The 21,838-nt window shown below is 72.7% G+C and carries 19 protein-coding genes and 1 pseudogene; 12 read left to right on the forward strand and 8 right to left on the reverse strand.

Annotation, left to right across the window (positions count from 1 at the left end; translation table 11 throughout):
* Positions 1 to 341 precede the first annotated feature (341 nt).
* Complete coding sequence (locus tag ACGFYU_RS11270) at positions 342 to 1,802, forward strand: NAD(P)/FAD-dependent oxidoreductase (RefSeq protein ID WP_393827012.1); 1,461 nt, start codon at positions 342 to 344, stop codon at positions 1,800 to 1,802.
* Between the two features lie 22 nt (positions 1,803 to 1,824).
* On the opposite strand, the gene ACGFYU_RS11275 is transcribed toward ACGFYU_RS11270, so the two are convergent.
* Both ACGFYU_RS11275 and ACGFYU_RS11280 read right to left on the reverse strand, forming a co-directional pair.
* Entirely contained in the window at positions 1,825 to 2,418 is a 594-nt protein-coding gene (locus ACGFYU_RS11275) for a transporter substrate-binding domain-containing protein (protein ID WP_393827013.1), read from the reverse strand.
* An 83-nt stretch (positions 2,419 to 2,501) separates the two neighbouring features.
* Complete coding sequence (locus ACGFYU_RS11280; RefSeq protein WP_393827014.1) at positions 2,502 to 2,996, reverse strand: winged helix-turn-helix domain-containing protein; 495 nt, start codon at positions 2,994 to 2,996, stop codon at positions 2,502 to 2,504.
* 483 nt (positions 2,997 to 3,479) lie between these two features.
* Here ACGFYU_RS11280 and ACGFYU_RS11285 point away from each other — a divergent pair, with 483 nt between their 5' ends.
* The 5 genes from ACGFYU_RS11285 (at position 3,480) to ACGFYU_RS11305 (ending at position 7,780) form a co-directional block, all read left to right on the forward strand.
* On the forward strand, positions 3,480 to 4,703 hold the full coding sequence (locus ACGFYU_RS11285) for an acyl-CoA dehydrogenase (protein WP_393827015.1): 1,224 nt from the start codon (positions 3,480 to 3,482) through the stop codon (positions 4,701 to 4,703).
* A 61-nt stretch (positions 4,704 to 4,764) separates the two neighbouring features.
* A complete protein-coding gene (locus ACGFYU_RS11290; protein WP_393827016.1) occupies positions 4,765 to 5,223 on the forward strand; it encodes an RrF2 family transcriptional regulator in 459 nt (152 codons plus the stop codon).
* Between the two features lie 137 nt (positions 5,224 to 5,360).
* Complete coding sequence (locus tag ACGFYU_RS11295) at positions 5,361 to 5,459, forward strand: putative leader peptide (protein ID WP_393827017.1); 99 nt, start codon at positions 5,361 to 5,363, stop codon at positions 5,457 to 5,459.
* A 235-nt stretch (positions 5,460 to 5,694) separates the two neighbouring features.
* Complete coding sequence (locus tag ACGFYU_RS11300) at positions 5,695 to 6,804, forward strand: aliphatic sulfonate ABC transporter substrate-binding protein (RefSeq protein ID WP_393827018.1); 1,110 nt, start codon at positions 5,695 to 5,697, stop codon at positions 6,802 to 6,804.
* Between the two features lie 43 nt (positions 6,805 to 6,847).
* On the forward strand, positions 6,848 to 7,780 hold the full coding sequence (locus ACGFYU_RS11305; RefSeq protein ID WP_393827019.1) for a MerR family transcriptional regulator: 933 nt from the start codon (positions 6,848 to 6,850) through the stop codon (positions 7,778 to 7,780).
* A gap of 15 nt (positions 7,781 to 7,795) precedes the next feature.
* Here the strand turns inward: ACGFYU_RS11305 and ACGFYU_RS11310 are convergent, their stop codons facing one another.
* From ACGFYU_RS11310 to lysA, 3 genes are all read right to left on the reverse strand, one after another.
* Positions 7,796 to 8,305 carry a hypothetical protein gene (locus ACGFYU_RS11310; protein ID WP_393827020.1) on the reverse strand — a complete coding sequence of 170 codons (510 nt, stop codon included), beginning with the start codon at positions 8,303 to 8,305 and terminating at the stop codon, positions 7,796 to 7,798.
* A 78-nt stretch (positions 8,306 to 8,383) separates the two neighbouring features.
* A complete protein-coding gene (locus ACGFYU_RS11315) occupies positions 8,384 to 9,817 on the reverse strand; it encodes an APC family permease (protein WP_393827021.1) in 1,434 nt (477 codons plus the stop codon).
* 51 nt (positions 9,818 to 9,868) lie between these two features.
* Positions 9,869 to 11,179, reverse strand: a complete 1,311-nt coding sequence (gene lysA / locus ACGFYU_RS11320) for a diaminopimelate decarboxylase (protein WP_393827022.1) — start codon at positions 11,177 to 11,179, stop codon at positions 9,869 to 9,871.
* A 112-nt stretch (positions 11,180 to 11,291) separates the two neighbouring features.
* Between lysA and ACGFYU_RS11325 the strand changes: the two genes are divergently transcribed.
* Positions 11,292 to 12,518, forward strand: a complete 1,227-nt coding sequence (locus ACGFYU_RS11325; protein ID WP_393827023.1) for a PucR family transcriptional regulator — start codon at positions 11,292 to 11,294, stop codon at positions 12,516 to 12,518.
* Here the strand turns inward: ACGFYU_RS11325 and ACGFYU_RS11330 are convergent.
* Positions 12,508 to 13,209, reverse strand: a complete 702-nt coding sequence (locus tag ACGFYU_RS11330) for a TetR/AcrR family transcriptional regulator (RefSeq protein ID WP_393827024.1) — start codon at positions 13,207 to 13,209, stop codon at positions 12,508 to 12,510. The two genes, ACGFYU_RS11325 and ACGFYU_RS11330, sit on opposite strands and share 11 nt — an antisense overlap.
* A gap of 169 nt (positions 13,210 to 13,378) precedes the next feature.
* Between ACGFYU_RS11330 and ACGFYU_RS11335 the strand changes: the two are divergent.
* The 5 genes and pseudogenes from ACGFYU_RS11335 to ACGFYU_RS11355 all read left to right on the forward strand — a co-directional run.
* Positions 13,379 to 13,855, forward strand: a pseudogene (locus ACGFYU_RS11335) (MFS transporter); the annotation flags it as partial.
* Between the two features lie 68 nt (positions 13,856 to 13,923).
* Entirely contained in the window at positions 13,924 to 14,745 is an 822-nt protein-coding gene (locus ACGFYU_RS11340; protein ID WP_393827025.1) for an MFS transporter, read from the forward strand.
* 298 nt (positions 14,746 to 15,043) lie between these two features.
* Positions 15,044 to 16,444, forward strand: coding sequence for a uracil-xanthine permease family protein (locus ACGFYU_RS11345; protein WP_393827026.1), 1,401 nt, complete (start codon positions 15,044 to 15,046; stop codon positions 16,442 to 16,444).
* Complete coding sequence (locus tag ACGFYU_RS11350; RefSeq protein WP_393827027.1) at positions 16,441 to 17,829, forward strand: amidohydrolase family protein; 1,389 nt, start codon at positions 16,441 to 16,443, stop codon at positions 17,827 to 17,829. The genes ACGFYU_RS11345 and ACGFYU_RS11350 overlap by 4 nt, the downstream gene beginning before the upstream one ends.
* Positions 17,826 to 18,536 carry a sulfite exporter TauE/SafE family protein gene (locus tag ACGFYU_RS11355; RefSeq protein WP_393827028.1) on the forward strand — a complete coding sequence of 237 codons (711 nt, stop codon included), beginning with the start codon at positions 17,826 to 17,828 and terminating at the stop codon, positions 18,534 to 18,536. The genes ACGFYU_RS11350 and ACGFYU_RS11355 overlap by 4 nt, the downstream gene beginning before the upstream one ends.
* Positions 18,537 to 18,661: 125 nt before the next feature.
* Here ACGFYU_RS11355 and ACGFYU_RS11360 read toward each other — a convergent pair whose 3' ends face one another.
* Together ACGFYU_RS11360 and ACGFYU_RS11365 are read right to left on the reverse strand one after the other, a co-directional pair.
* On the reverse strand, positions 18,662 to 19,705 hold the full coding sequence (locus tag ACGFYU_RS11360) for a LacI family DNA-binding transcriptional regulator (RefSeq protein ID WP_393827029.1): 1,044 nt from the start codon (positions 19,703 to 19,705) through the stop codon (positions 18,662 to 18,664).
* A gap of 116 nt (positions 19,706 to 19,821) precedes the next feature.
* Positions 19,822 to 21,777: a glycoside hydrolase family 5 protein gene (locus tag ACGFYU_RS11365; protein WP_393827030.1), complete on the reverse strand. Its 1,956-nt coding sequence runs from the start codon at positions 21,775 to 21,777 to the stop codon at positions 19,822 to 19,824.
* Positions 21,778 to 21,838 lie beyond the last annotated feature (61 nt).

A 21,838-nucleotide genomic window follows, 5' to 3' on the forward strand; every position in this document is an offset into this window, starting at 1 on the left:
CAGGGCGGTGGCGGCACGGAACGATCCCGTTGCCGTGCGGGACAGGCGGCTGACGTAGCGACGCAGGAGTCGATCGGCGAGGCTCGGGCGCTTCCCCTCGGTGGTGCCGCGAGCATGCCGGCGATGCTGCCCGCGACGATGACGACGCGCTCGGGGCCCCGGCTCGTGGCTTCACTCATGACGGGCCTTCCGGTTGTTGGGGGTGCGTCCGCTGCCGCTCACGAGCGGCCAGGATCATCGTCGCATCCGCATGAACGCGGTCTTGAGCTTGGCCGTTCGGGGTGGCCTGATGGCCCGGGAGCCGTGGTGGTCACGGCCGGTCCGAAGACTTGGGGGCCTGGATGGAGCAGGGTGCGGACGTGCTGGTGGTGGGGGCCGGTGTGCTGGGCCGGTCGGCGGCGTTCGCGCTGGCCGTGGCCGCGCCGGGGGCCCGGGTCGTGCTGGCGGGTGATCCCGTCCGGGCGGGCGCTTCGCGGGCGGCCGGGGCGATGCTCGGCGTCCTGGGAGAGGTGACGCCCGCGTCGCTACGGACCCCGCACGGCAGGCTTCGGCTGGCCATGGCCGTCGAGGCGGCACGGATGTGGCCCGCCTGGCGTGAGCGGGTACGGGAGGCGGCAGGAGCGGCGGCGGCCGCGGACGGCTGGGGAGCAGGTACCTACATGCTCCTCAACGCCGTGTCCTCGCGCCTCGACGACGCGGCGTTCAGCACGATCAGCGCCGCCGCGGACGCATACGGACTCGCCTGCCACGACACCGATCCCGACGCGATCCCCGGCCACCGGCCGCTGGACAACGACCGGGCACTGCGCGCCCTGTACCTGCCCGGCGAGCGGTTCCTGGACGCGCGGGCCTGGCTGGGCACCCTCGACGCCGCCCTCGGTACCTTCCCCCACCTCGTCCGCACCGGCACCGGCACCCTCGGCACCGCCCCGGCCGGCCGCTACCGACTGCACACTCCGGAAGGGGACTTCACCGCGCCGCGCGTGCTCGTCTGCGCCGGGGCATGGACCACGCGCCTGCTGGACGGCCTGGATCCGGAGCTGCCCGTCGTCCCCGTCCTGGCCGCGGCCGGCACCGCCCTCACCATCGCCGCCCCGGAGCCCCTGCCCGCCGTGATCCGCACACCCACCCGGGCCTACGCCTGCGGCCTGCACGCCGTCCCCCAGGCAGACGGCGCCTGGTACGTCGGCGCCACCGCCCACCCCGCCCTGGCACCCGCGGCAGCGTCCACGACCGGAGCCCTGCGCTCACTCCTCGACGCCGCCCTCGGGCAACTCCACCACGGCCTGACGACGATGCCGCTGGTCGGGTTGCACCACGGCAACCGGCCCGTGGGCCTCGACGGGCACCCCGTCATCGGCCCCACGTCCCGCGAGGGACTGTGGGTGGCCGGCGGCACGCACCGCGACGGGCTGCACGCCTCCCCGCTCATCGCCACCGCCCTCGCCCAAGGCCTCCTCGCCCCGCCCCTGACCGGTGGGGCACTTCCGGAAACGCTGCGGCCGTGGAATCCCGGCCGACCCCTGATCACCGACCTCACCCGCGAGCAAGCGGCCCTGGAAGCAGCCGCCCACCACGCGGCGCTCGCCGCGGAATCCCGCATGCGCCCGCCCCTGACCGGCGATTGGCCCGGCACCCTCGCCGAGGGCTACCTCCGCATGATGGAACAGGCCTACGCCGCCATGCCGGAAGGCTACGTACCCCCACCGGACCTGGCCCCGCTGGCGTACGAGGACACCGGACCGGCCCTGGCCAAACTCGCCACCGTCCACCTCGACCGCCGTCACCGCAGCACCCGCTGAACCCGTCCGCGATGCGCGGCTTTCAGGAGTTGGTCAGCGGCAGGCCGAGCGGGTTCACCTCCGAGGTGGTGACGGCTTCGTCGGACAGGTTCCAGGCGGCCAGCAGCTTGCGGTACTGGCCGTTGTCGATCAGGTGGTTGATCGCGGCCGCGACCGGTTTGGCGAGGCCGCTGTTCTTCCTGGCGGTCGCCGCGATCAGGCCTTGGAGCGACTCGCCGGCGCCCGAGTGGGTGCCCGCGAACTCGTACTTCTTCTTGCGTTCCTCGGTGACCGTGACGTTGGTGAACGCCACGTCGACCTTGCCGCTGTCGATGCCGACGTACGCCAGCGGCGGGTAGCCGGCGGGCAGCGCACCGACCCCGATCACCAGCTCGCCGCGTTCGCGGACGGCCGCGGGCAGCTGCGCCCTCAGGGCCTCCACGGCGGGGACGGTCAGCTCGGTCTGCCGGGCGGCGCCGTTGGACACGGCGCCGACGGTGACCACGTCCCCGCCCGCCCCGGTGGCCCGGGCATCGCCCCCGCACGCGGTCAGGCCGGAGGCGAGCGCCACGGTCGCGGTGACGGCACCGAGGCCACGGACGAGTCCGGTGCGCAGGGAGCGGCGGCGGCGTTGCATGGTGTTCCCTTTCAGGTCGGGAAGGCTGTGGTGCGGGGCGCCGCTCGACGGCGAGGGCCGCGCGTATCCGCTCCAGCGGCTCGCTACTGGTGGTCGGGCACGTACTTGTAGCCGACGCGGCGCACGGTGGAGATGCGGTCCCGGTGGGCGGGGCCGAGCTTGCGGCGCAACCGGGCCACGTGGACATCGACCGTACGGCCGTCGCCGATGTGTCCGTATCCCCAGATGCCCGAGATGAGGGCATCACGCGTGTGCACCGTGTGCGGGTGGGCCACGAGGTGGGCCAGTAGGTCGAACTCCAGGTAGGTAAGGTCGAGTTCGCGCCCGTCGACCTCGGCCAGCCGACGTGTCCGGTCGATCCGGATGGTGTCGGGGCGGACGGCTTCGGGGACCTCCCGGCGTATGCCGTGCGCCGCCATCAGCGCCACCGGGTCGACGTCCGCCAGCAGGAACACGAGGTATCCGACGCGACCGCCCTCGGCCCCGTCGGCGGGGCCGCCGGGTGGGCGGGCGCCGACCAGGTGGAGGCGTGGGCCGGGGTCACGAGGGGTGGCGGGTACGGGAATTGCGGTGGTCACGATGGGCCCCTTCGGCTGCTCGGAGTGCGGTACGGATGCCGGGTGTTCGGCCACGGCAGGGCAGGGGTCTCCATGACGGCTCCGACGGGGGAAGCCGGCGCGTCGCACGCCGAGCGGACCCGTACGGCTCAGAGGGCCGGGGTCACGAGAGAGGAGCGACACACAGAGAGAGGCGGCAACCAGAACGCCGGCGCGCGTCGAGGAAATGCCCTGGCGCAGAAGGCCTAGACGGGTCGGCAGACCGCGCTGGCGACGAGACGGAAGTCAACGTGCCTGCGGCGTACGAGCATCGGCTGCGACGGGGACATGGTCACATCGTGGGGTGCGCGGCAGGCCCGCGTCAACACTTCCCTACTGACTTCATAGGAAATGGCTCATCGTCTTTCATTCCGAGATCGAACTGTCCATCATCCGGTCGCACTCTTGTCGGAAGCCCTCTTCGGGGCGATATCCCTATCAATCCGATGGGAAAGGTGGGATTTGATGAAGCGCGGCCGGCCAACGACCAACGCCATCCCCCATGGCACCGCCGGCCCCCGATCGGCCGACGAGCGGCGCCGCGCGCTCCTGCGCACCGCCCGCGACGTGGCGGACGACCTCGCGGCGGACGCCATCGTCCGCGACCAGGCGGGCAAGCCGCCGACCGACGAGACGGCCAGGCTGCGCGAGGCCGGCCTGCCGGCGGCCCTCACCCCGCCCGGGCCCGGCCGCGGGACGGACTGGCGTACCGGATGTGCCGTCATACGGGAGATCGCCGCGGCGGACAGCTCCGTCGGCGACGTACTCGCCCGGCATTACGTACACGCGTGGAGCGGACGCTTCTACGCGAGTCAGGACGACGCGACGGCCCTCGAAGAGGCCTCGGCGCGCGAGCAGTGGCTGTGGACCGGCGCGGTCCACGCGCCCGCACCCGACGGCGACTCCGATGGACCGGACCTCACCCTGAGGCCGCGCGGCACCGGCTACGTACTGAACGGGCGCCGGTCCGTGGACACGGCGGTGGCCGCCGCCGACCAGATCCTGCTGGACGCCCTCTGCGCCACGACCGGTGACGTCCTCGTCGTACGGATCCCGGCCGGCGCACGGGGCGTGACCGTCGAACCCGCCCACGACCGCCTCGGGCAGCGCCTCGCCGGCGCGGGCGAGGTCGTCCTCGACCGGGTCGCGGTCACGCCCGGGCAGGTGCTGGGCCGCCGGCCGCACGACGAGGAGTCGACCGCGCCCTTCACCGCGCTCGCGGAGCCGGCGCTCCGGCTCGCCCTGTGCCACGTCGGCCTCGGCATCGCCGAGGGCGCCCTCACCGAAGCGCGCGACCTCAGCAGGGGCGGCCGCGCGCACCGGCTGCCCGGTGAGGACCCGGACCTGCTGCTGACGTACGGGGAACTCGCCTCCGCCGCCCAGACGGCCGCCGCCGTGGTGGACCGGGCCACCGAGGTGATGGCGCAGGCCCTCACCACGGGTGCGCAGCTCGATGCCGAAGAACCGGCGGGGGTCGCCGCCCTGGTCGCCACGGCCGAGGCCGTGACGTCGAAGGCCACCCTGCACATCACGGCCCGGGTGCTGGAGCTCGCCGACGCCCCCGGCCTGGACCGGTTCTGGCGCAACGCCCGGGTGCTGACGGCCCACCGCCCGGTCTCGCACCGCCTGCGCTCCGTCGGCGCGCACTACCTCAACGGCTCCCACCGCGCGATGGCGGCCTTCCGCTGAGTCGAGGGCCGCACGGGGTGCGGGTCCGCGACCAGCCGAAACCGTACGGGATAATGTCCCCATGCGGATCTCAGCCAGGGCGGACTACGCGGTACGTGCCGCACTCCAGCTCGCCGCGTCACAGGATGACGGGCCACTGAAGGCCGAAGCCATCGCGGACGCCCAGGACATTCCGCACAAGTTCCTCGAAGGCATCCTGAACGACATGCGCCGGGGCGGCCTCGTGCTCAGCCAGCGCGGCGGCAACGGCGGCTACCGGCTGGCCAAGCCCGCCGAGTCCATCAGCATCGCGGATGTCATCCGCATCGTGGACGGACCGCTCGTCTCGGTGCGCGGGGTCCGCCCCCCGGATCTGTCCTACACCGGCCCCGCCCAGTCGCTCCTGCCCCTGTGGATCGCCCTGAGGGCCAACGTACGCGAGATCCTCGACGGGGTGTCGCTCGCCGACGTCGCGTCATCCGATCTGCCCGCCGACGTATCCGCGCTGACCCACGCCCCCGACGCCTGGACCAATCCCTGACCGCCTGACCCACCCGCCCGCTTCTCGCATACCGGGATACGGAAGTCCACGATATGGGCGACCCCTTGGGGTGGGCACCTCACCTCTGCAACTATGCCTACCAACCAGGTGGGAAAACTAGGAATAGGGGGAGCGCCGTGCGAGCGCTGCACCACGCAGGCCGGGCCCTGCCCCTGACCTCCCGCCGGCACATCGACCTGGTCCGCACCTCCAGCGCCATCTGTCAGTCCGCCTGACACGATCCAGAGGCCTGGCTCCACGCACGGTCCACTGCCGCGCGCCCTTGCCGCCCCGCCCTCCATCGGCCGGGCGCGCCCCTGCCGACCTCACCGCCCGCGCGTCCTCGAGCGCGGGTGTGCGCACCCATCCTCTTCTCCGCCCGCGCCCGCGTTCCCGCCACCGACGGCCCGGAGGGGGTGGCGTGTGCTGTTTCCGCGCCTCCCCGAACCCATCCCGTAAAAGGACACCTCCGTGTCTGCCGCAAGACCGCTCAGCACCCTGCGCGCCCTCGCCGTCACCGCAGCGCTCCCCCTGCTGCTCACCTCGTGCGGCTACGGCTCCCAGGCGAAGAAGGTGGACGACAAGGCCAACGTCGCGGCCACCGGCGGCAAACCGCTGTCGGCCTCCGAGGTCCGGATCGGGTACTTCCCGAACCTGACGCACGCCACCGCCCTGGTCGGCCTCCAAGAGGGCTTGATCCAGCAGGAATTGGGCGCCACCACGATCAAGCCGCAGTCCTTCAACGCCGGTCCGTCCGAGATCGAGGCCCTCAACGGCGGCTCTCTCGACATCGGCTTCATCGGCCCCTCGCCGTCGATCAACGGCTACGTGAAGTCCAAGGGCTCCAACCTGCGGATCATCTCCGGCTCCGCCTCCGGCGGCGTCAAGCTGGTCGTGAACCCGGACAAGATCAAGACCCTGGACGACCTCAAGGGCAAGAAGATCGCCACCCCGCAGAAGGGGAACACGCAGGACGTCGCGTTCCTCAACTGGATCTCGGAGAGGGGCTGGTCGGTCGACCCCGAGTCCGGCAAGGGTGACGTCTCCGTCGTCCGTACGGACAACAAGGTGACCCCGGACGCCTTCAAGCAGGGCTCCATCGACGGCGCCTGGGTGCCGGAGCCGACGGCCTCCAAGCTCGTCTCCGACGGCGGCAGCGTCCTCCTCGACGAGGCGAGCCTGTGGCCCGAGAACAAGTTCGTGATCACGAACATCGTCGTGTCGCAGAAGTTCCTCAAGGAGCACCCGGACGTGGTCGAGGCCGTACTCAGGGGCACGGTGAAGACCAACGGGTGGATCCGCGCCCACCAGGACAGGGCGAAGGTCTCCGCCAACACGAAGCTGGCGGCGGACACGGGCAAGGGGCTCGACGCGAAGGTCATCGACCCGGCGTGGCCGAGCATCCGGGTCACCGACGACCCGCTGGCCGCGACGCTGAAGAAGCAGTCGGACTGGGCGGTGAAGGCGAAGCTCATCGAGCAGCCCGACCTGACCGGCATCTACGACCTGAGGATCCTGAACAAGGTCCTGAGGGCCGCCGGCAAGCTCGAGGTCTCCGACGCCGGTCTCGGCGCCAAGTAGTCCCGCTTGAGTCTCCCGTGGGGGGAGAGATCAAGCTGGGGGCATGCACAGCGACACGCTCTATTCCATCGGGGAACTCGCCCGCCGGACGGGTCTGACGGTGAAGACGATCCGGTTCTACTCCGACACGGGCATCGTTCCGCCAACCGATCGGAGTCCGGCGGGCTACCGGCTCTACGACGTCGACGCACTGGCACGCCTGGAGCTGGCCCGAACCCTGCGGGATCTCGGGCTCGGCCTGGCAGCCGTACGCAAGGTGCTGGGTCGTGAGGCCTCCGTGGCGGAAGTCGCGGAAGCGCACGCCGACGCCCTGGACGTACAGATCCAGACCCTTCGCCTGCGGCGGTCGGTACTACGAGCAGTCGCCAGACGCGGCCCCACCACCATGGAGATGGACCTCATGCACCGACTCGCCCGACTCTCCGAGGACGAACGACACCGGCTGGTCACCGACTTCATCGACGACACCTTCAGCGGCCCGCACACCAATCCCGAGTTCGTCGCCCTGATGCGATCCACCCTGCCCGTCCTCCCCGACGATCCCGCGCCGGAACAGGTGGAGGCCTGGGTGGAACTCGCCGAACTCTGCCAGGACGCGGACTTCCGCGCCGCGGTCCGCCGCAGCGCCGAGCACCAGGCGGACGAACACTCCCCGGACGAGTCCACCGACCTGCACCACGAGCTCAACGAAGCGGTGCGCGAGCTCATCCACGAAGCGGTCTCCGCCGGCATCCTGCCGGCCTCCGCCGAAGCGACACCCCTGTCCGACTCCCTGGCCGCCCTGTACGCCCACGCGTTCGAGCATCCCGACGCCGGTGACGTCCGCCGCTGGCTCCTCGCCCGTCTGCGGATCACGTCCGACCCGCACGCCGAGCGCTACTGGCGGCTCCTGGCCGCGGTCAACGGATGGCGGGTGTCCCCCCGACTCGCTCCGGTCATCACCTGGTTCACCACGGCGCTGCGTCAAGAGCGGTGATCGTGCGGCCGGGCGTCAGTGGCCGGTGGCCGTCTTGACCACCGCGACCGCCGTGCCGATCGCCGCGTCGATCGCTCCGGCCAGCAGCGCGAACAGCGTCCCTCCGCCCATGCGGATCCCGCCGTAGCACCCCCATGCGAACAGGGTGGCGACGTTGACCCCGGCTGCCGTGAGGAGGGCCGTCTTCAGGCCCATCGCTCCCAGTGCGGAGACGCCGATCAGGATGAGCGGGCCCACCGCGGACAGCAGCAGCGGGCTGCTGACGAAGAGCATCGCGCGCAGTTCCCGTCCCCGTGCGAGGGCGCCGTGCGTCACACGATGGGCCTGCTGGTCGGCGACCAGCGCGGCCAGCCACAGGCCCACGGAGGCGGTCGCGACCGTCGCCGCGGCTCCGACGGCGTCCAGATGGGTGCCGCCCGCGAGCCCGATGACGACGGAGATCATGGTGATCGTCGCGTACAGCCGCTCCTTGAGCCGGGCCGCGGCCATCTCCGTGCCCATGGCCTGCGTCGCATGGTCCGTCACGAACCACACCATAAGGTGCGTTCGTGCCGGGCTCCGGGAACAACACCTGGCAGTGCGGGCTCAGGGCCGTTCGGCCGCCTAGGGGACCGGGGTCCCGTCCCCGGCGGGCTGGAGGCGTGAGGTGCGGCGGCTGTAGAGCACGTAGACGAGCAGGGCCAAGGTCAGCCAGCCGCCGAACAGGAGGTAGGTGTCGAGCGGCAGTTGGCTGATCAGGTAGCCGCAGGCGAGCAGGGACAGCAGGGGGACCACCGGGTGGCCGGGGACGCGGAAGCCGCGGTCGAGGTCCGGGGCCGTGCGGCGCAGGATCAGTACGCCGAGCGAGACGACGGTGAAGGCGGCGAGGGTGCCCATGCTGGTGAGGTCGGCGAGCAGGTCCAGGGGGAAGAACGCCGCGAGGGCCGCGACGAAGCCGCCGGTGAGGAGCGTGGTGAACACCGGTGTGCCGCTGCGCGGGCTGACGCGGTGGAAGGCCGGGGGGAGCAGGCCGTCGCGGCCCATGGTGTAGAGGATGCGGCTCTGTCCGTACAGCACGACCAGGGTGACGCTGATGATGGACAGCACCGCGCCCGCGGAGAGCAGTACGGCGGGCCAGCCGGCGCCCGTGATGTCGCCGAGGATGGCGGACAGCCCCGCCTCCTGGCCGTCGAAGGCCCGCCACGGCTGGGCGCCCACGCCCACCACGGCCACCAGGACGTAGACGGTGGTGACCACGACCAGCGACCCGACGATGGCCAGGGGCAGAGTGCGCCGCGGGTCGCGGACCTCCTCGCCGGCGGTGGACACCGCGTCCAGGCCGATGAAGGCGAAGAAGACGGTGGCGGCGGCGGTCCCGATGCCGGCCGCACCCAGCGGGGCGAAGGGGTGGAGGTTGCCGGAGTCGAAGCCGGTGGCGCCGATCACCACGAAGAGCGCCAGCACTCCGAGCTTGACCAGGACCATCACCGTGTTGACGAGGGCGGATTCCTTCGCTCCGCGGACCAGCAGCAGACAGCACAGGCCGACCAGCACGACTCCGGGCAGATTGACGATGCCGCCCGCGCCCGGCGGCGCCGAGATCGCCTCGGGCATCTGGAAGCCGAGGGTCCGTAGGGTGAGGTCGTTGAGGTACTGGCCCCAGCTCACGGCGATGGCGGCGCCGGACACCGCGTACTCCAGCAGCAGGCACCAGCCCACCGCCCAGGCCGCGAACTCGCCCAGGGTGGCGTACGCGTAGGAGTACGAGGAACCGGACACAGGCACCGCCGAGGCCAGCTCCGCGTAACAGAGGGCGGTGAGGGCCGCGGCGGCCGCCGCGATCGCGAAGGACACGATCACGGCGGGGCCCGCCTCGGGCACGGCCGAGCCGAGTACGAAGAAGATGCCGGTGCCGATGGTGGCGCCGATCCCGATCATCGTGAGCTGGAAGGGGCCGATGGTACGGCGCAGTCCGCCGCCTCCACCCGGTTCCTCTCCGAAGGTGTGCAAGGGCTTGCGTCTCAGAAGCTGCTGGCGCAGCTGCGGCCGGGAGGACATGGGGACTCCTGCGAGGTGAGGGGACGAGGTGAGGGGGCCGGCCGGGGCGGCTCAGGGCAGGTCGCGGTGGAGCAGGTCGGCGTACGTCTCCCGGCGCACCACGGGGCGGGCCTCGCCGTCGCGGCAGAAGACGACGGGCGGCCGGAGCGCGCCGTTGTAGTTGTTGCTCAGGGAGAAGCAGTACGCGCCGGTGACCGGGACCGCGATCAGGTCTCCGGGGCGCGGGTCGCGCAGGCGGACGTCCGCGCTCAGGACGTCGCCGGACTCGCAGTGCCTGCCCACCAGGTGGTGGGGTTCGCCGCCGCCCGGGCGGGTGGCGACGGTGGCCTCGAAGCGCTGGCCGTACAGCGCGACTTCGAGGTTGTCGCCCATGCCGCCGTCCACCGCGACGAAGGTCGGTTCGCCCCGCTTGACGGTGGCCACGCGGTAGAGGGTCACTCCCGCTTCGGCCACCATGGACCGGCCGGGTTCGAGGATGATCTGCGCGTCCGGCGGGAGTACCCTGCGGGCCGCTCCCACCACCGCGTCCAGGTACTCCTCGACGCTGGGCGGGTGGTCGTCGTAGGTGTAGCGGGCGCCGAGACCGCCGCCGAGGTCGTATACGGCGAACGTGCCGAGCTCCGCCACCGCCTCCACCGCCCGGGCGAACGGCTCGGTGTCGAGGATCTGGGAGCCGATGTGGACGTGTACGCCGTCCAGCCGGAGCCGGTCGCTCGCGCGCAGCCGCGAGATGGCCCGGCGGGCCCGGGGCAGGGTGAGTCCGAACTTCGAGCCCTCCTGGCCGGTGGCGACCGCGGCGTGGGTGTCGGGGCGGATGCCGGGGGTGACGCGGACGAGTACGGCCTGCTCGCCGGTGACGATCCGCTCCAGCCGGTCGATGTCGTCGGTGTTGTCGACGACGATCAGCCCGACCCCCGCCGCCACGGCCATCTCCACCTCGGCGTCCGTCTTCGCGTTGCCGTGCAGGACGATCCTGGCCGGGTCCACACCGGCGGCGAGCGCCAGGGCCAGCTCCCCGCCGCCCGCGACGTCGATGCTCAGACCTTCCTCGGCCAGCACCCGGTACACGGCGGTACAGGGGAAGGCCTTGGAGGCGAAGGCCACCCGCGAGTTCGGCCAGCGTGCGGCGAGCCCGGCCGCGTACCGGCGGGCGCGGTCCCGCAGGGCCCCCTCGTCGATGATCAGGGCCGGTGTGCCGAAGCGGTCGGCGAGCTCGGTCACCCGACAGCCGCCGATCACCAGCTGCCCGTCGTCCTCGGCGAGGCGCGTGCCGGCCGGGAACAGGCCGAGCAGTGCTTCGGGGGTGGGGGACGGCGCGGGCCGACGGGCGGCGGGTGGGACCGGGGTGGCCGGGACGGTCATGGGGCTTCCTCCGAACGAGCGGTACGCCAGGGGCCCGGGAGGGGGCCTGGTCGCACCATGCTCGGGGCTGCCTCCTGGCTCTCGCTTTGTCGAGGTCGCCTATCATCGGGGCATGGTTTCGTCGGAGGCGCCAAACAGCGGTCCGGGCGGCGACCGGAGCGGAGAGGAGCTCTTCGCCCTCGCGGACGCCATCGCGGCGGTGATCGGCGGGTCCGTGGCCATCGAAGACCTCGACGCCCGGGTACTCGCCCACTCCACCCTGCCGGGCCAGCGCATCGACGAGCTGCGCCGCCAGGGCATCCTCGGCCGCCGGGTCCCCGACCAGCCGGACGCGCAGGCCGAGCGGCAGCAGCGCCAGTACCGGCGGGTGCTGGCCGCCCCCGGCGTCGTACGGTTGCCCGCACTGGCCGAGGACGAGCTGCCGCGCGCCGCCGTCGCCATCCGCGCCGGGGACCTCCCGCTCGGCACGATCTGGGCGATCGAGGACCGCACCCCGCTCGACGCGGCCGGCGAACGGGCGCTGCTCGACGGCGCCGGGACCGCCGCCCTGCACATGCTGCGCCGCCGCAGCGCCGCCGCCCTGGAGCTGCACGCCCGTGAACAGGCCCTGCGGGCCGGCCTGGACGGCACGGCGGCGGCGCAGGACACCGCCTACCGGCTCGGCCTCCCCGCGCACACGCCCCTGGTCCTGCTGGGCTTCGCCCCGGCCGGCACACCGGCGGAGGCGGGGACACTGCTGGTCCGGATGGGCGCCGACCTCGGCCGGCACTTCGCCGCAGTACGTCCCGCGGCCGCCGTCGCCACCGGTCCGCGCGCCGTGTACGCCCTGCTGCCCGGCGACGACCCGGAATCGGGCCGGCGCCTGGCGGCACAGGCACTGGCCGCGATCGCCCGCCCCCGTACCCGGCCGATGAGCGCCGCCGTCAGCCGGACCGCCGCGGACACCGACGAACTGCCGGACCTGCGCTCGGAGGTCGACGACGTGCTCCGCGTGACCACCGCGGCCGCCGGGGCGCCACCGGTCGCGGCGCTGACCGACGTCCGCGCGCAGGTCCTCCTCGCGCACCTGGCCGACGAGCTCACGCACCGGCCACGGCTGCGCCACCCCGGGGTCGAGGCGATGCTCGAACACGACCGGCTCCAGGAGACCCACTACGCGGCTTCGGTGGCCGCCTGGCTGGAGGCGGTCGGCAACATCGGCGAGGCGGCACGCAACCTCACCGTCCACCCGAACACCCTGAAGTACCGGCTGCGGCGCGCCCGGGAGCAGTTCGGCCTCGATCTCGACGACCCGGACGACCGGCTGTCGTGCTGGCTGCAGCTGCGGATCAGCCGCTGACCACGTTGCCGAGCGAGGCGCCGGTGGCGCCCGTGCCGGGTTCGGCTGCGAACGCGCGCAGGAAGGTGTCCACGCCCGCGCTGACGATGTGCCGGACGTGCTCGGGGTCCAGCGGCCGTGTACCCAGCGCGCTCATGTCCGGCAGCTCCGCGTAGACGAGGGCGATGAACTGGTTGGCGGCCCGCTCGGGGTCCTCGATCCGCAGGTGGCCCGCGTTGGCGAGGCGGGCGAGGCGGCCTGCCAGGGCGTCGGTGAACTGGTTGGGTCCGCTGGCGCGCACCTCGTCGAAGAGGTCGGGGAAGCGGACCGCCTCCGCGTAGAGCAGGCGGCGCACGGACTCCGACTGCTCGTCGCAGTAGCAGTCGACCAGCTTGTGGGCCACGTCCTCCAGGCCTGGCCGCAAACCGTCCGGGTCGGTCGGGAAGTCCTCCAGCACGTCGAGGGTCTTGGCGTTGGAGCGCGCCGCCGTCTCGGTCATCACGTGCCGGAAGAGGTTCTCCTTCGACCCCAGGTGGTTGTAGATCGTGGGCTTCGCGACCCCCGCCTCGGTGGCGATGAGGTCGAGGCTCGCCTGGCTGTAGCCGACGCGCGCGAAGACCCGGAGGGCCGCATCCACGATGGCCCGCCGCTTGTCCATCCGGCCCCGGTCCGCCGGGGCCGCCTTCGTTTTCGGGGTCTCGCCAACGCTCATACGGCGATGCTACCGTCCCAACCATCAAATTTAACTACTCGGTTCAAATCAATAGGCGTATCAGACCAATGGAGTTGCCATGTCTGTAGCAAAGATGGCGGAGCAGAGCCCGGCCCGCCTCGATTCCGGGCTGCTCACGCTGCTCGGGGTGATGGTGCTCGGCGGGATGATGTCCTACCTGGACGCGACGATCGTCAACGTCGGGATCAGCAGCCTGGGCGGCGAGTTCAAGGCCTCGCTCGCCACCATCGAGTGGGTCACCACGGGCTATCTGCTCGCCGTCGCCCTGGCCATCCCGCTGGCCGGCTGGGCGCTCGTCCGGTTCGGCGCGAAGCGCATGTGGCTGCTGGGCCTCACGGTCTTCCTGATCGGCTCCGCGCTGTGCGCCTTCGCCTGGAACGCCGAGTCGCTGATCGCGTTCCGCGTCCTGCAGGGCCTGGGCGGCGGCATGATCGACCCGATCATGATGACCGTGGTCGCGGGCGCCGCCGGTCCCGAGCGGATCGGCCGGGTCATGGGCCTGATCTCCGTACCGATCACCCTCGGGCCGGTGGTGGGCCCGATCGTCGGCGGCCTGCTGCTGGACAACCTCGACTGGAAGTGGCTGTTCCTCGTCAACATCCCCTTCGCGCTCGCCGCCATGTGCTGGCGATCAAGGTGCTGCCGGCCGACCCGCCGCCCAGCGGTGACCCGGTCCCGCTCGACGTCCTCGGCGTGTTCCTGCTCTCCCCCGGCTTCGCCGCGCTCGTGTACGCGCTCTCGCAGGCCGGCGCGCACGGCTTCGGCAACACCCGCGTCCTCATCGGACTCGCCGTGGGCGTCGCGCTGTTCGCCGGATACGCCGTGCACGCCCTGCGGACCGACAAGACCCCGCTGCTCGACCTGAGGCTCTTCTCCAGCAAGGGCTTCACGGCCGGCGTCACCACGATGTTCCTGCTCGGCGGCGGTCTGTTCTCACTGCTGTTCCTGCTGCCGCTGTACTACCAGCAGGTGCACGGGCACAGCGTGCTGCAGTCGGGGCTGCTGCTCGCACCGCTCGGGCTCGGCACGCTGATCGGCATGCCGCTGGCCGGCAACCTGGCCGACAGGTTCGGGGCGCGCGTCCTGGTCCCGTCGGGCGCCCTGCTGATCGGTGCGGGCGCGCTGGTCTTCACCCAGTCCGGGCCCGACACCTCGCAGGTCCTGCTGACCGTCGCTCAGCTCGCCGCGGGCTTCGGGATGGGTCTGGTCGGCGCGCCGACCATGGGCTCGGTGTACCGGACCGTGCCGGGCGAGGCCGTCGCCGGGGCCACCGGCGCGGTGTTCATCCTGAACCAGATCGGCGCCTCGCTCGGCATCGCCGTGGTGGCGCTCATCCTGCAGGGCGGCGGCGAGCACGCCACGCCGACGGCCGGGAGCTTCGCCGACGCCTTCTGGTGGGCCGTGGCCGCCGCCGTGGTGGTCTTCCTCGCCGGACTGCTCCTGCCGGGCCGGCCGCAGCCCGCCCCCGAGGCCGCCCCGGACGCGGCCGCCGAGCCGGTACCCGACCACGCCTGACCCGGCCGGGCCGTCCGGCCCTTCCGCGCCGGCCGGGTGCCGTGGACCCCTGCCACGGCACCCGGCCGGTCACCCCGCCACCGCCGCCCTGCGACGCGGTGGCCCTCGCCCCGCGCCCAAGCGGGCTCAACCTTCACGGCACCTCCACAGAGCCGGTGTCACGAGCCTTGACCACGGGGCACGGGCCCTCCGATACTGACGGCCAAATCGATTTGGCCAAATCGATTTGGCCCCTCCGTCCAGGGCCGGATCGCGGCTGAAATCCGAGCGCGCAGCAACGCCCGAACGGAGACCGAACGTGTCAAGTCCCCGCCAGACCCTGCCCGGTGCGGAGCAGTCCGCGCCCACGCCCGCGCACACTCCCGCAACGCCCCACCCCGTAGACGAGTCCCGCCCCCACGGCCGGATACTCCTCTTCGGCATCCAGCACGTCCTCGTCATGGCCGCCACCCCCATCTCGGCGATCTTCCTGATGAGCGCGACCCTCCGCCTCGACCCCGGACTGACCGTCAACCTGCTCTCCGCGGCCTTCGTGCTCTCCGGAGTCGGGTCCCTGATCCAGTCGCTCGGCCCCTGGAAGTTCGGGCCGCGGCTGCCGTTCGTGATGCTGCCGGGGGGTGCGCCCCTGATCCTGTTCCTCGCCATCGCCGAACAGCACGGCCTGCCCACGGCCACCGGCGCGGTGCTCCTCACGGCCGCCTTCACCTTCGTCGTACTGCCCCTCTTCTCCCGGCTGCTGGCCTTCTTCCCGACCCTCGTCATCGGCACGATGATCGTCATCGTGGGCGTCAACCTGGTGAAGGTCGGTGCGGTCCTCGTCACCGGCCGCCCCGGACAGCCGGGCTTCGCCGACCCCGCCAAGCTCGGTCTCGGCCTGGCCACCATCGGCTTCACCGTCGCCTTCTACCTGCTCTTCAGCGGCATCCTGCGCCAACTCGCCGTCATGCTCGGGCTGCTCGCCGGGACCGCCCTCGCCGCGCTGCTCGGCGCCGTCGACCTCGGGCGCGCCGCCGACGGCGGTCTGCTGAGCGTGCCGCACCTGCTGCCGTTCGGGTCGCCCCAGTTCAACCTGCTCGCCGCGCTGCCGCTGATGCTCTACAGCCTCGCCTCCATGGCGGAGGCGACCGGCCAGACCGTCATCAACGCCGAGGCCGTCGGCAAGGAGATCGACACGCGCACCGCCGTCCCCCGGACCGTCCGCGGCGACGCACTCACCTCGCTGTTCGGCGGGTTCTTCGGGCTGCCGCTCCTGGTCACCAGCGGCGAGAACATCGGCATCGTCCGCGTCACCGGCGTGCGCAGCCGCTTCGTGACCGCCGCGGCCGGCCTCGTCCTGATCGCCATCGGCTTCCTCGCTCCCGTGACCCGGGCGATCAGCGTCATCCCCTCCGCGGTCGTCGGCGGCACCGCGATGGTCGTCTTCGCCGTGATCACCGTGCTCGGCGTGCAGATGCTGGGCCGTTCCGACCTCGACAAGCACACCAGCACCTTCATCTGCGCGGTCGCCCTCGCGCTCGGCCTGCTGCCGATCCTCGTTCCCGGTGTGTACGGCGGCTTCCCGCCGAACGTCCGCATCCTCCTCGAAAGCGGCGTCGCCGTCGGGGCGTTCGTCGCCGCGGTCCTCAACGTCCTGTTCCACCACGTCAGGCCGGGCATCGCCGCCCGCCTGGCCACCACCCGTACGGAAAGCACCCGATGAGCCGCCAGATCCGCCAACTGCTCGACAGTCCAGAGCCGTTCCTCCTCCTCCCGGACGCCGTCCTGCTGCCCGAAGGCCCCGCCGACGGCCACGCGGTCGTCGTCGCCGACGGTTCCTTCCGCGCCGTCGGACCCGCCGGGGAGCTGGTGCGCGAGCATCCGCACCTGGACCCCGTACGACTGCCCGGCCGACTCCTGATGCCCGGCTTCGTCGACTCCCACCACCACCTCACGCAGAGCTTCGGCTCGGCGCTCGCCTTCGGGGAGCCGTCGGAGATCTTCCGCAGGGTGTGGGAGCCGCTGGAGGGCGCGCTGGACGAGGAATCGGCCTACGTGGCGGCCAAGCTGGCCGCGCTCGAAGCCCTGCGCGGCGGTTTCACGACCGTCGCCGACGCCGGAACGCGCGCCGGCGTCGACGTCGAGGTGGTCGCGTCCGCCGCGCGCGACGCCGGAATCCGGTGCGTGCTGGGGCTGGTCTGCAACGACGCCGAGGACGGCGGCGGCGCCGTCCTGGACGACGCCGAGAAGCATCTCGCACGCTACGCGGACGACCCGCTGGTGCACCCCTCCCTGGCCGTCTCCATCCCCGAGGCGGCCACCGAGGAGACCCTGCGGGGCACGGCCCGCCTCGCCGCCGAGGCCGGGGCCGTCGTCCAGATCCACGTCAACGAGCACCTGGCCGGTGTCGAACGCTCCCTCGTACGCCATGGGATGCGCCCCCTGGAGCACCTGTACGCGATCGGCGCGCTCGGCCCCCAGTTGCTGGCCGCACACGCCACCCTCCTCACGCCGCGCGAGCTCACCCTGCTCGCCGACACCGGGACCTCGGTGAGCTACAACCCCGTGGCCAGCGCCTGGAAGGGCAATGCCGTCGCGCCCGCCACCGCCATGGCCGAACGCGGCGTCCGCTTCGGCCTCGGCACGGACGGCACCCGGGGCGACGGGTTCCGCCTGGCCGAGGCGGCCGAGTTCGCCCAGCGGATCGCCTACGGGCTGGCCACCGGCGACTCGTCCTGCGGCGCCGGCTGGACCTGGCTGGAGCACGCCACGCGGGGCGGCGCCGACGCCGTCGGCCTCGGTGCGCGGACCGGGGCCATCGCCCCGGGGCTGGCCGCCGACTTCCTGCTCGTCGACGTCACCAACCCGGAGCTCGCCCTGTCCTGGGACCTGCCCTGGGAGCTGGTCCGGCGCGGCAACCGCGACCAGATCACCGCCGTGTTCGTCGCGGGACGCATGCGGCTGTGGCGCGGCCGGCCCGTCGGCTGGGACGGAGCGGCGCTGGTGCGGCAGGCGGCCGGCCTGGCCCGCGCCACGGTGGAACGGGCCGCCATCACCCGCGTGCACCCCACCTCCACCCAGGCACGGGGACGGAGCGCGGCACGGTGAGCACGCTGACCCTGGTGGTGCTCGCCGTCACGGTGACCGCCGCCGCGTTCGTCCAGGGCAGCAGCGGACTCGGCTTCGCCCTGATCGTCGCCCCGGTGGCGGGCATCCTCGATCCCGGCCTGCTCCCGGTGTTCGTCCTGGCGGCGATGATCCCGCTCAACGTGTACGTCGCCTGGCGCGAACGGGCCTCACTCGACGTGCGCGGAGCGGGCTGGATCACCGCGGCGCGGCTCGCCGCCACGCCCGGCGGGCTGGCGCTGCTGTGGCTGATCCCCGACCGCAGTCTGGGCCTGTTCGTGGGCCTCGCCACCGTGTTGGCGGCCGTCGCGAGCCTGGTCGCGCCGGCGTTCACGCCCGGCCGCGCCGCCTATGTCGGCGCGGGCGTGGTGACCGGCCTGACGGAGACCGCCACGGGGGTGGGCGGACCGCCGCTGGCGCTGGTCTACCAGCACCGGCCGCCGGCCGAGCTGCGCTCCACCGTTGCCGCGTGCTTCCTCGTCGGCGAAGTCGCCTCGCTGCTGCTGCTGTTCGCGACGGGAAAGGGGGATCCCGCGGACCTCGGATGGGCGCTCGCGCTGGTGCCCGCGATCGCGGTGGGGGCGTGGCTGAGCCGGCTGGTGCACCACCGGCTGGACGCGCGGCGGATGCGGGTGTTCGTGCTGGTCTTCGCGCTGGTCTCGGGGCTGGTGCTCATGGTCGGGCGCTGACCGTACGACGCTGCGGGCCGGCTTCCCGGGGCTCCGCCCAGGACCCTCCCCCAGACTCCGTCCGGGGGGACCCCACGCCTCAAACGCCGGCGGGGCCGGGTTTTGCCTCCCGCCGCCGGCAGGGCTCACCGAGTGGCCGCCACCCTCAGTGAGGAGGCGCGGGCGATGATCCGCGGCTCGGGGGCCGTCACCACCCTCGGGGCGTCGACGTCACCGCGCAACCGGGCCAGCAGCAGCGCCACCGCATCGGCCGCCGCCCGGTCCAGGCCCAGGTCGACGGCGGTCAGCGGCGGCTCGCAGGTGCGGGCGCGCAGACCGTCGTACCGGGTGACGACCATGACGTCGTCCGGGACGGCGCGCCCGCTGTCCCGGACCGCCCGCACGGCGCCCACCGCGAAGGCGTCCACCAGCGCGCACACCGCGTCGATCCCGGGGTGCTCGGCGAGCAGGGCGGCGCACCGCTCGTAGCCGGCCCGTTCGCCGCCCGCCTCGGGGGCGGTCGCCACGATCGGCTCCCAGCCGTGCGCCTCGGCGGCCCGCTCGAAGGCCGCCCGCGCGTCCACGGACGAGTGCCGTGCGCCGGAGCCGATGAGCAGGGCCGGCCGCCGGGCGCCCTGCTCGTACAGGTGGGTGAGCAGCAGCTCGGCGACCAGCCCGCCGCGCAGGTCCACCCACGAGGCGTCCTCGTCGGGCGACACGGGCCGGCCGAGTGCCACGTACGGCAGTCCGCGCTCCTTGAGCACGGCCACCGCCGCGTCGTCCGCGTCGGGCTCCACGACGATGGCCCCGTCGATGTCGACGGAGTACAGGGCGGACCCGGACATCACGGGCGGCACGAGGACCAGCGCGTAGTCGTGGACGAGGGCGCTCTCGGCGGCAGCGGCGGCCACCTCCATGTAGAACCCCAGCCGGGACGGCCCTCCGGCCACCGCGAACGGCATGGACGAGGCCAGCGCGATCGCCTTGGCCTGCCCGCGCCGCAGCCGCTGGGCCCGCAGGTTGGGCCGGTAGCCGAGCTCGCCCGCGACCTGCTTGATCCGCTCCCGGGTCCGGGGGTCGACCTTGCCGATCCCGTTGAGGGCGTGCGAGACCGTCGTACGCGACACCCCGGCGACCCGCGCGACGTCGGCGATCGTCGGCGGCCTCGGGCCGGAGCCGGAAGTGGACATCTGCGGCGTCGCTCCCCTCACTCTGAGCACTGGTGACCCCTCCATCATCGCCGACGGGCCCGGCGCCCCTCACAGAGGACCGCCGGGCCCCCCGGTCCGTCGCCGGGAGCCGGGCGTCACAGCCTCCGGCAGAGCAGGGCGTCCGGGGTCTTGCCCTTGGCCCAGGCCCCGGTGAAGGCGATGCCCGCGGCGTACTCGTCCACCGCGCACTGGCCCTTGTAGGTGCCGTACGCGAACTCTCCGCCCGGGCCACCGGCGGGCCGGTTGTCACCCCGGTCGAACCAGACGGTGCGGCCGGCCGTGCCGAGGGTCCTGCCCGCCTGGGCGCACAGGACGGCGGAGACCGCCTGGCCTCGGACGCTGTAGCCGGTCATGAACTGGTTCGGCCCGCACTGGTACTTGGTGTAGCCGCCCGCCCAATCACCTTGCTGGACGTGGCGTTCGTCGCGCACGGCGGTCGGCGCCGGGCCGGTGGCCGCCAGAGCGGGGGCCCCGGCATCGGTGCACAGCCCGCGCCCGTCGCGGTGCGCCACGCCGAGGAGCCGCTGTCCGTCGGGGCAGGCCGCCTTGCGGGCCCCGGAGTCCCAGTCCCCGAGGGTCCGTACGCGTGCCGACTGGACCGCGTCGGCGTGGTCGAGGTTGAGCATGTCCCAGGTGTCGGTGACGGCGACCTGGCCGCTCTTCTGCGGCGAGGCGATCAGCCGCTGCCAGTCGGCGGCGCGCCAGTCGCCGCCGTCCAGGATGCCGGAACGGCGGCCGCCGGCATCGAAGTTGAGGATCGACCAGGTGCCGTGTCCCGTCCATCCGACCAGGGGCCAGTAGGCGAAGTCGGTGTCGTTGGCGATGAGGTGGTCCACGAGGTTGCCGAACCAGGCGCGGGCCTGCGGGTTGGTCTCGTCGCTGCCGATGCCGAACTCGCTGATCCACAGGGGTGCGGTGAAGTGGGCGCCGGATTCGGCCGTGACGTAGAAGGCCTGGCGCCGCAGGGTCGCGAACAGGTCCTCGCGGGAGAGTTCCTGGTAGCGCGGGTCGTGGGTCTCGCCCATGCCGGTCGCGCCGGTGTGGTTCGGCCCGGTGTAGCCGTAGAAGTGCGCCGCGTACACCAGCTTGTTCGAGGCGACGAGGGTGTGCGAGAGGGTGCGTACCGGTTCCAGTGTGGGCCGCCCGTGGGGCAGCCCGTCGGCCGGGATGCCCTGCCAGTTGATGCCTTCGACGATCACCAGCAGGTCGGGATTGGCCTCGGTGAGGAGCCGGTCGCCGAGGTGCTGGGACGCGGCCCACCAGTCGTGTCCGTTGCCCCAGTTCCAGTTGGGGTCGTCCGTGACGGTGCGGCGGACCTCGTTGTAGAGGTCGGCGCCGACCACGCGCTTGTTGTCCTTGTAACGGCGGGCGAGGCCCAGCCAGTCGTCCTCCCACCGGTCGGTGGACTGGCTGGTGTTCCAGCGTTCGTTGCCGTCCAGGCCGCAGCAGAAGCGTGAGGTGTTGGTGTGGTTGTTGAGGATCACCGCGAAGCCCTCGGCGGTGGTGGCGGCGATGACGGCGTCGAAGACCTGGAGCGGGGTCTTGCCGCGCAGCTGCGGGTTGGCGGCGACCGAGGCGTCGGACACCACGCGCTGATCGTGCAGCATCTCGTTGGAGAAGGGCAGCCGGATGCTGTTGATGCCGAGGTCGTGGAATCCGGCGAGGATGCTCGCGATCGGCGCGCGGTCCAGGCCGAGCGGCATCTGGTCGGCCTTCTCGCCGTCGTGGTGGTTGGCGGCGTCGTTGATGTCGCCGGAGCCGTTCCACGATCCCTGGGCCCCGTGCCAGTTCGCGGACTTGAGCTTGAAGCGGTTTCCGTCGGCGTCGACGACGTAGCGGCCCCGGGTGCTGAGGGGCGGGCGCCAGGAGTCGGACAGGTCGGCCTGGATGCCGCCGGCCGTGGCGGTCGCGGTCGTCGTGGACGCGAGCGCGGACGCGCCGGCCGGGGTCGCGCCGGGCACCACGGACAGCAGCGCGGCGGCGAGTAACGCCGGTAGCAGGGGCCAGGCTGGTCTTCTCACTGGGCACTCCAGGGGCTGGGGGGTGGTCATATGCGGGGCAGGCAGCGGGGTGGATCGACGCATCGTCGACCCGGCTGCCGTGGCCAGGGAA

The sequence above is a fragment of the Streptomyces sp. NPDC048337 genome, assembly GCF_043201175.1.
In the GTDB taxonomy this organism is placed as follows: domain Bacteria; phylum Actinomycetota; class Actinomycetes; order Streptomycetales; family Streptomycetaceae; genus Streptomyces.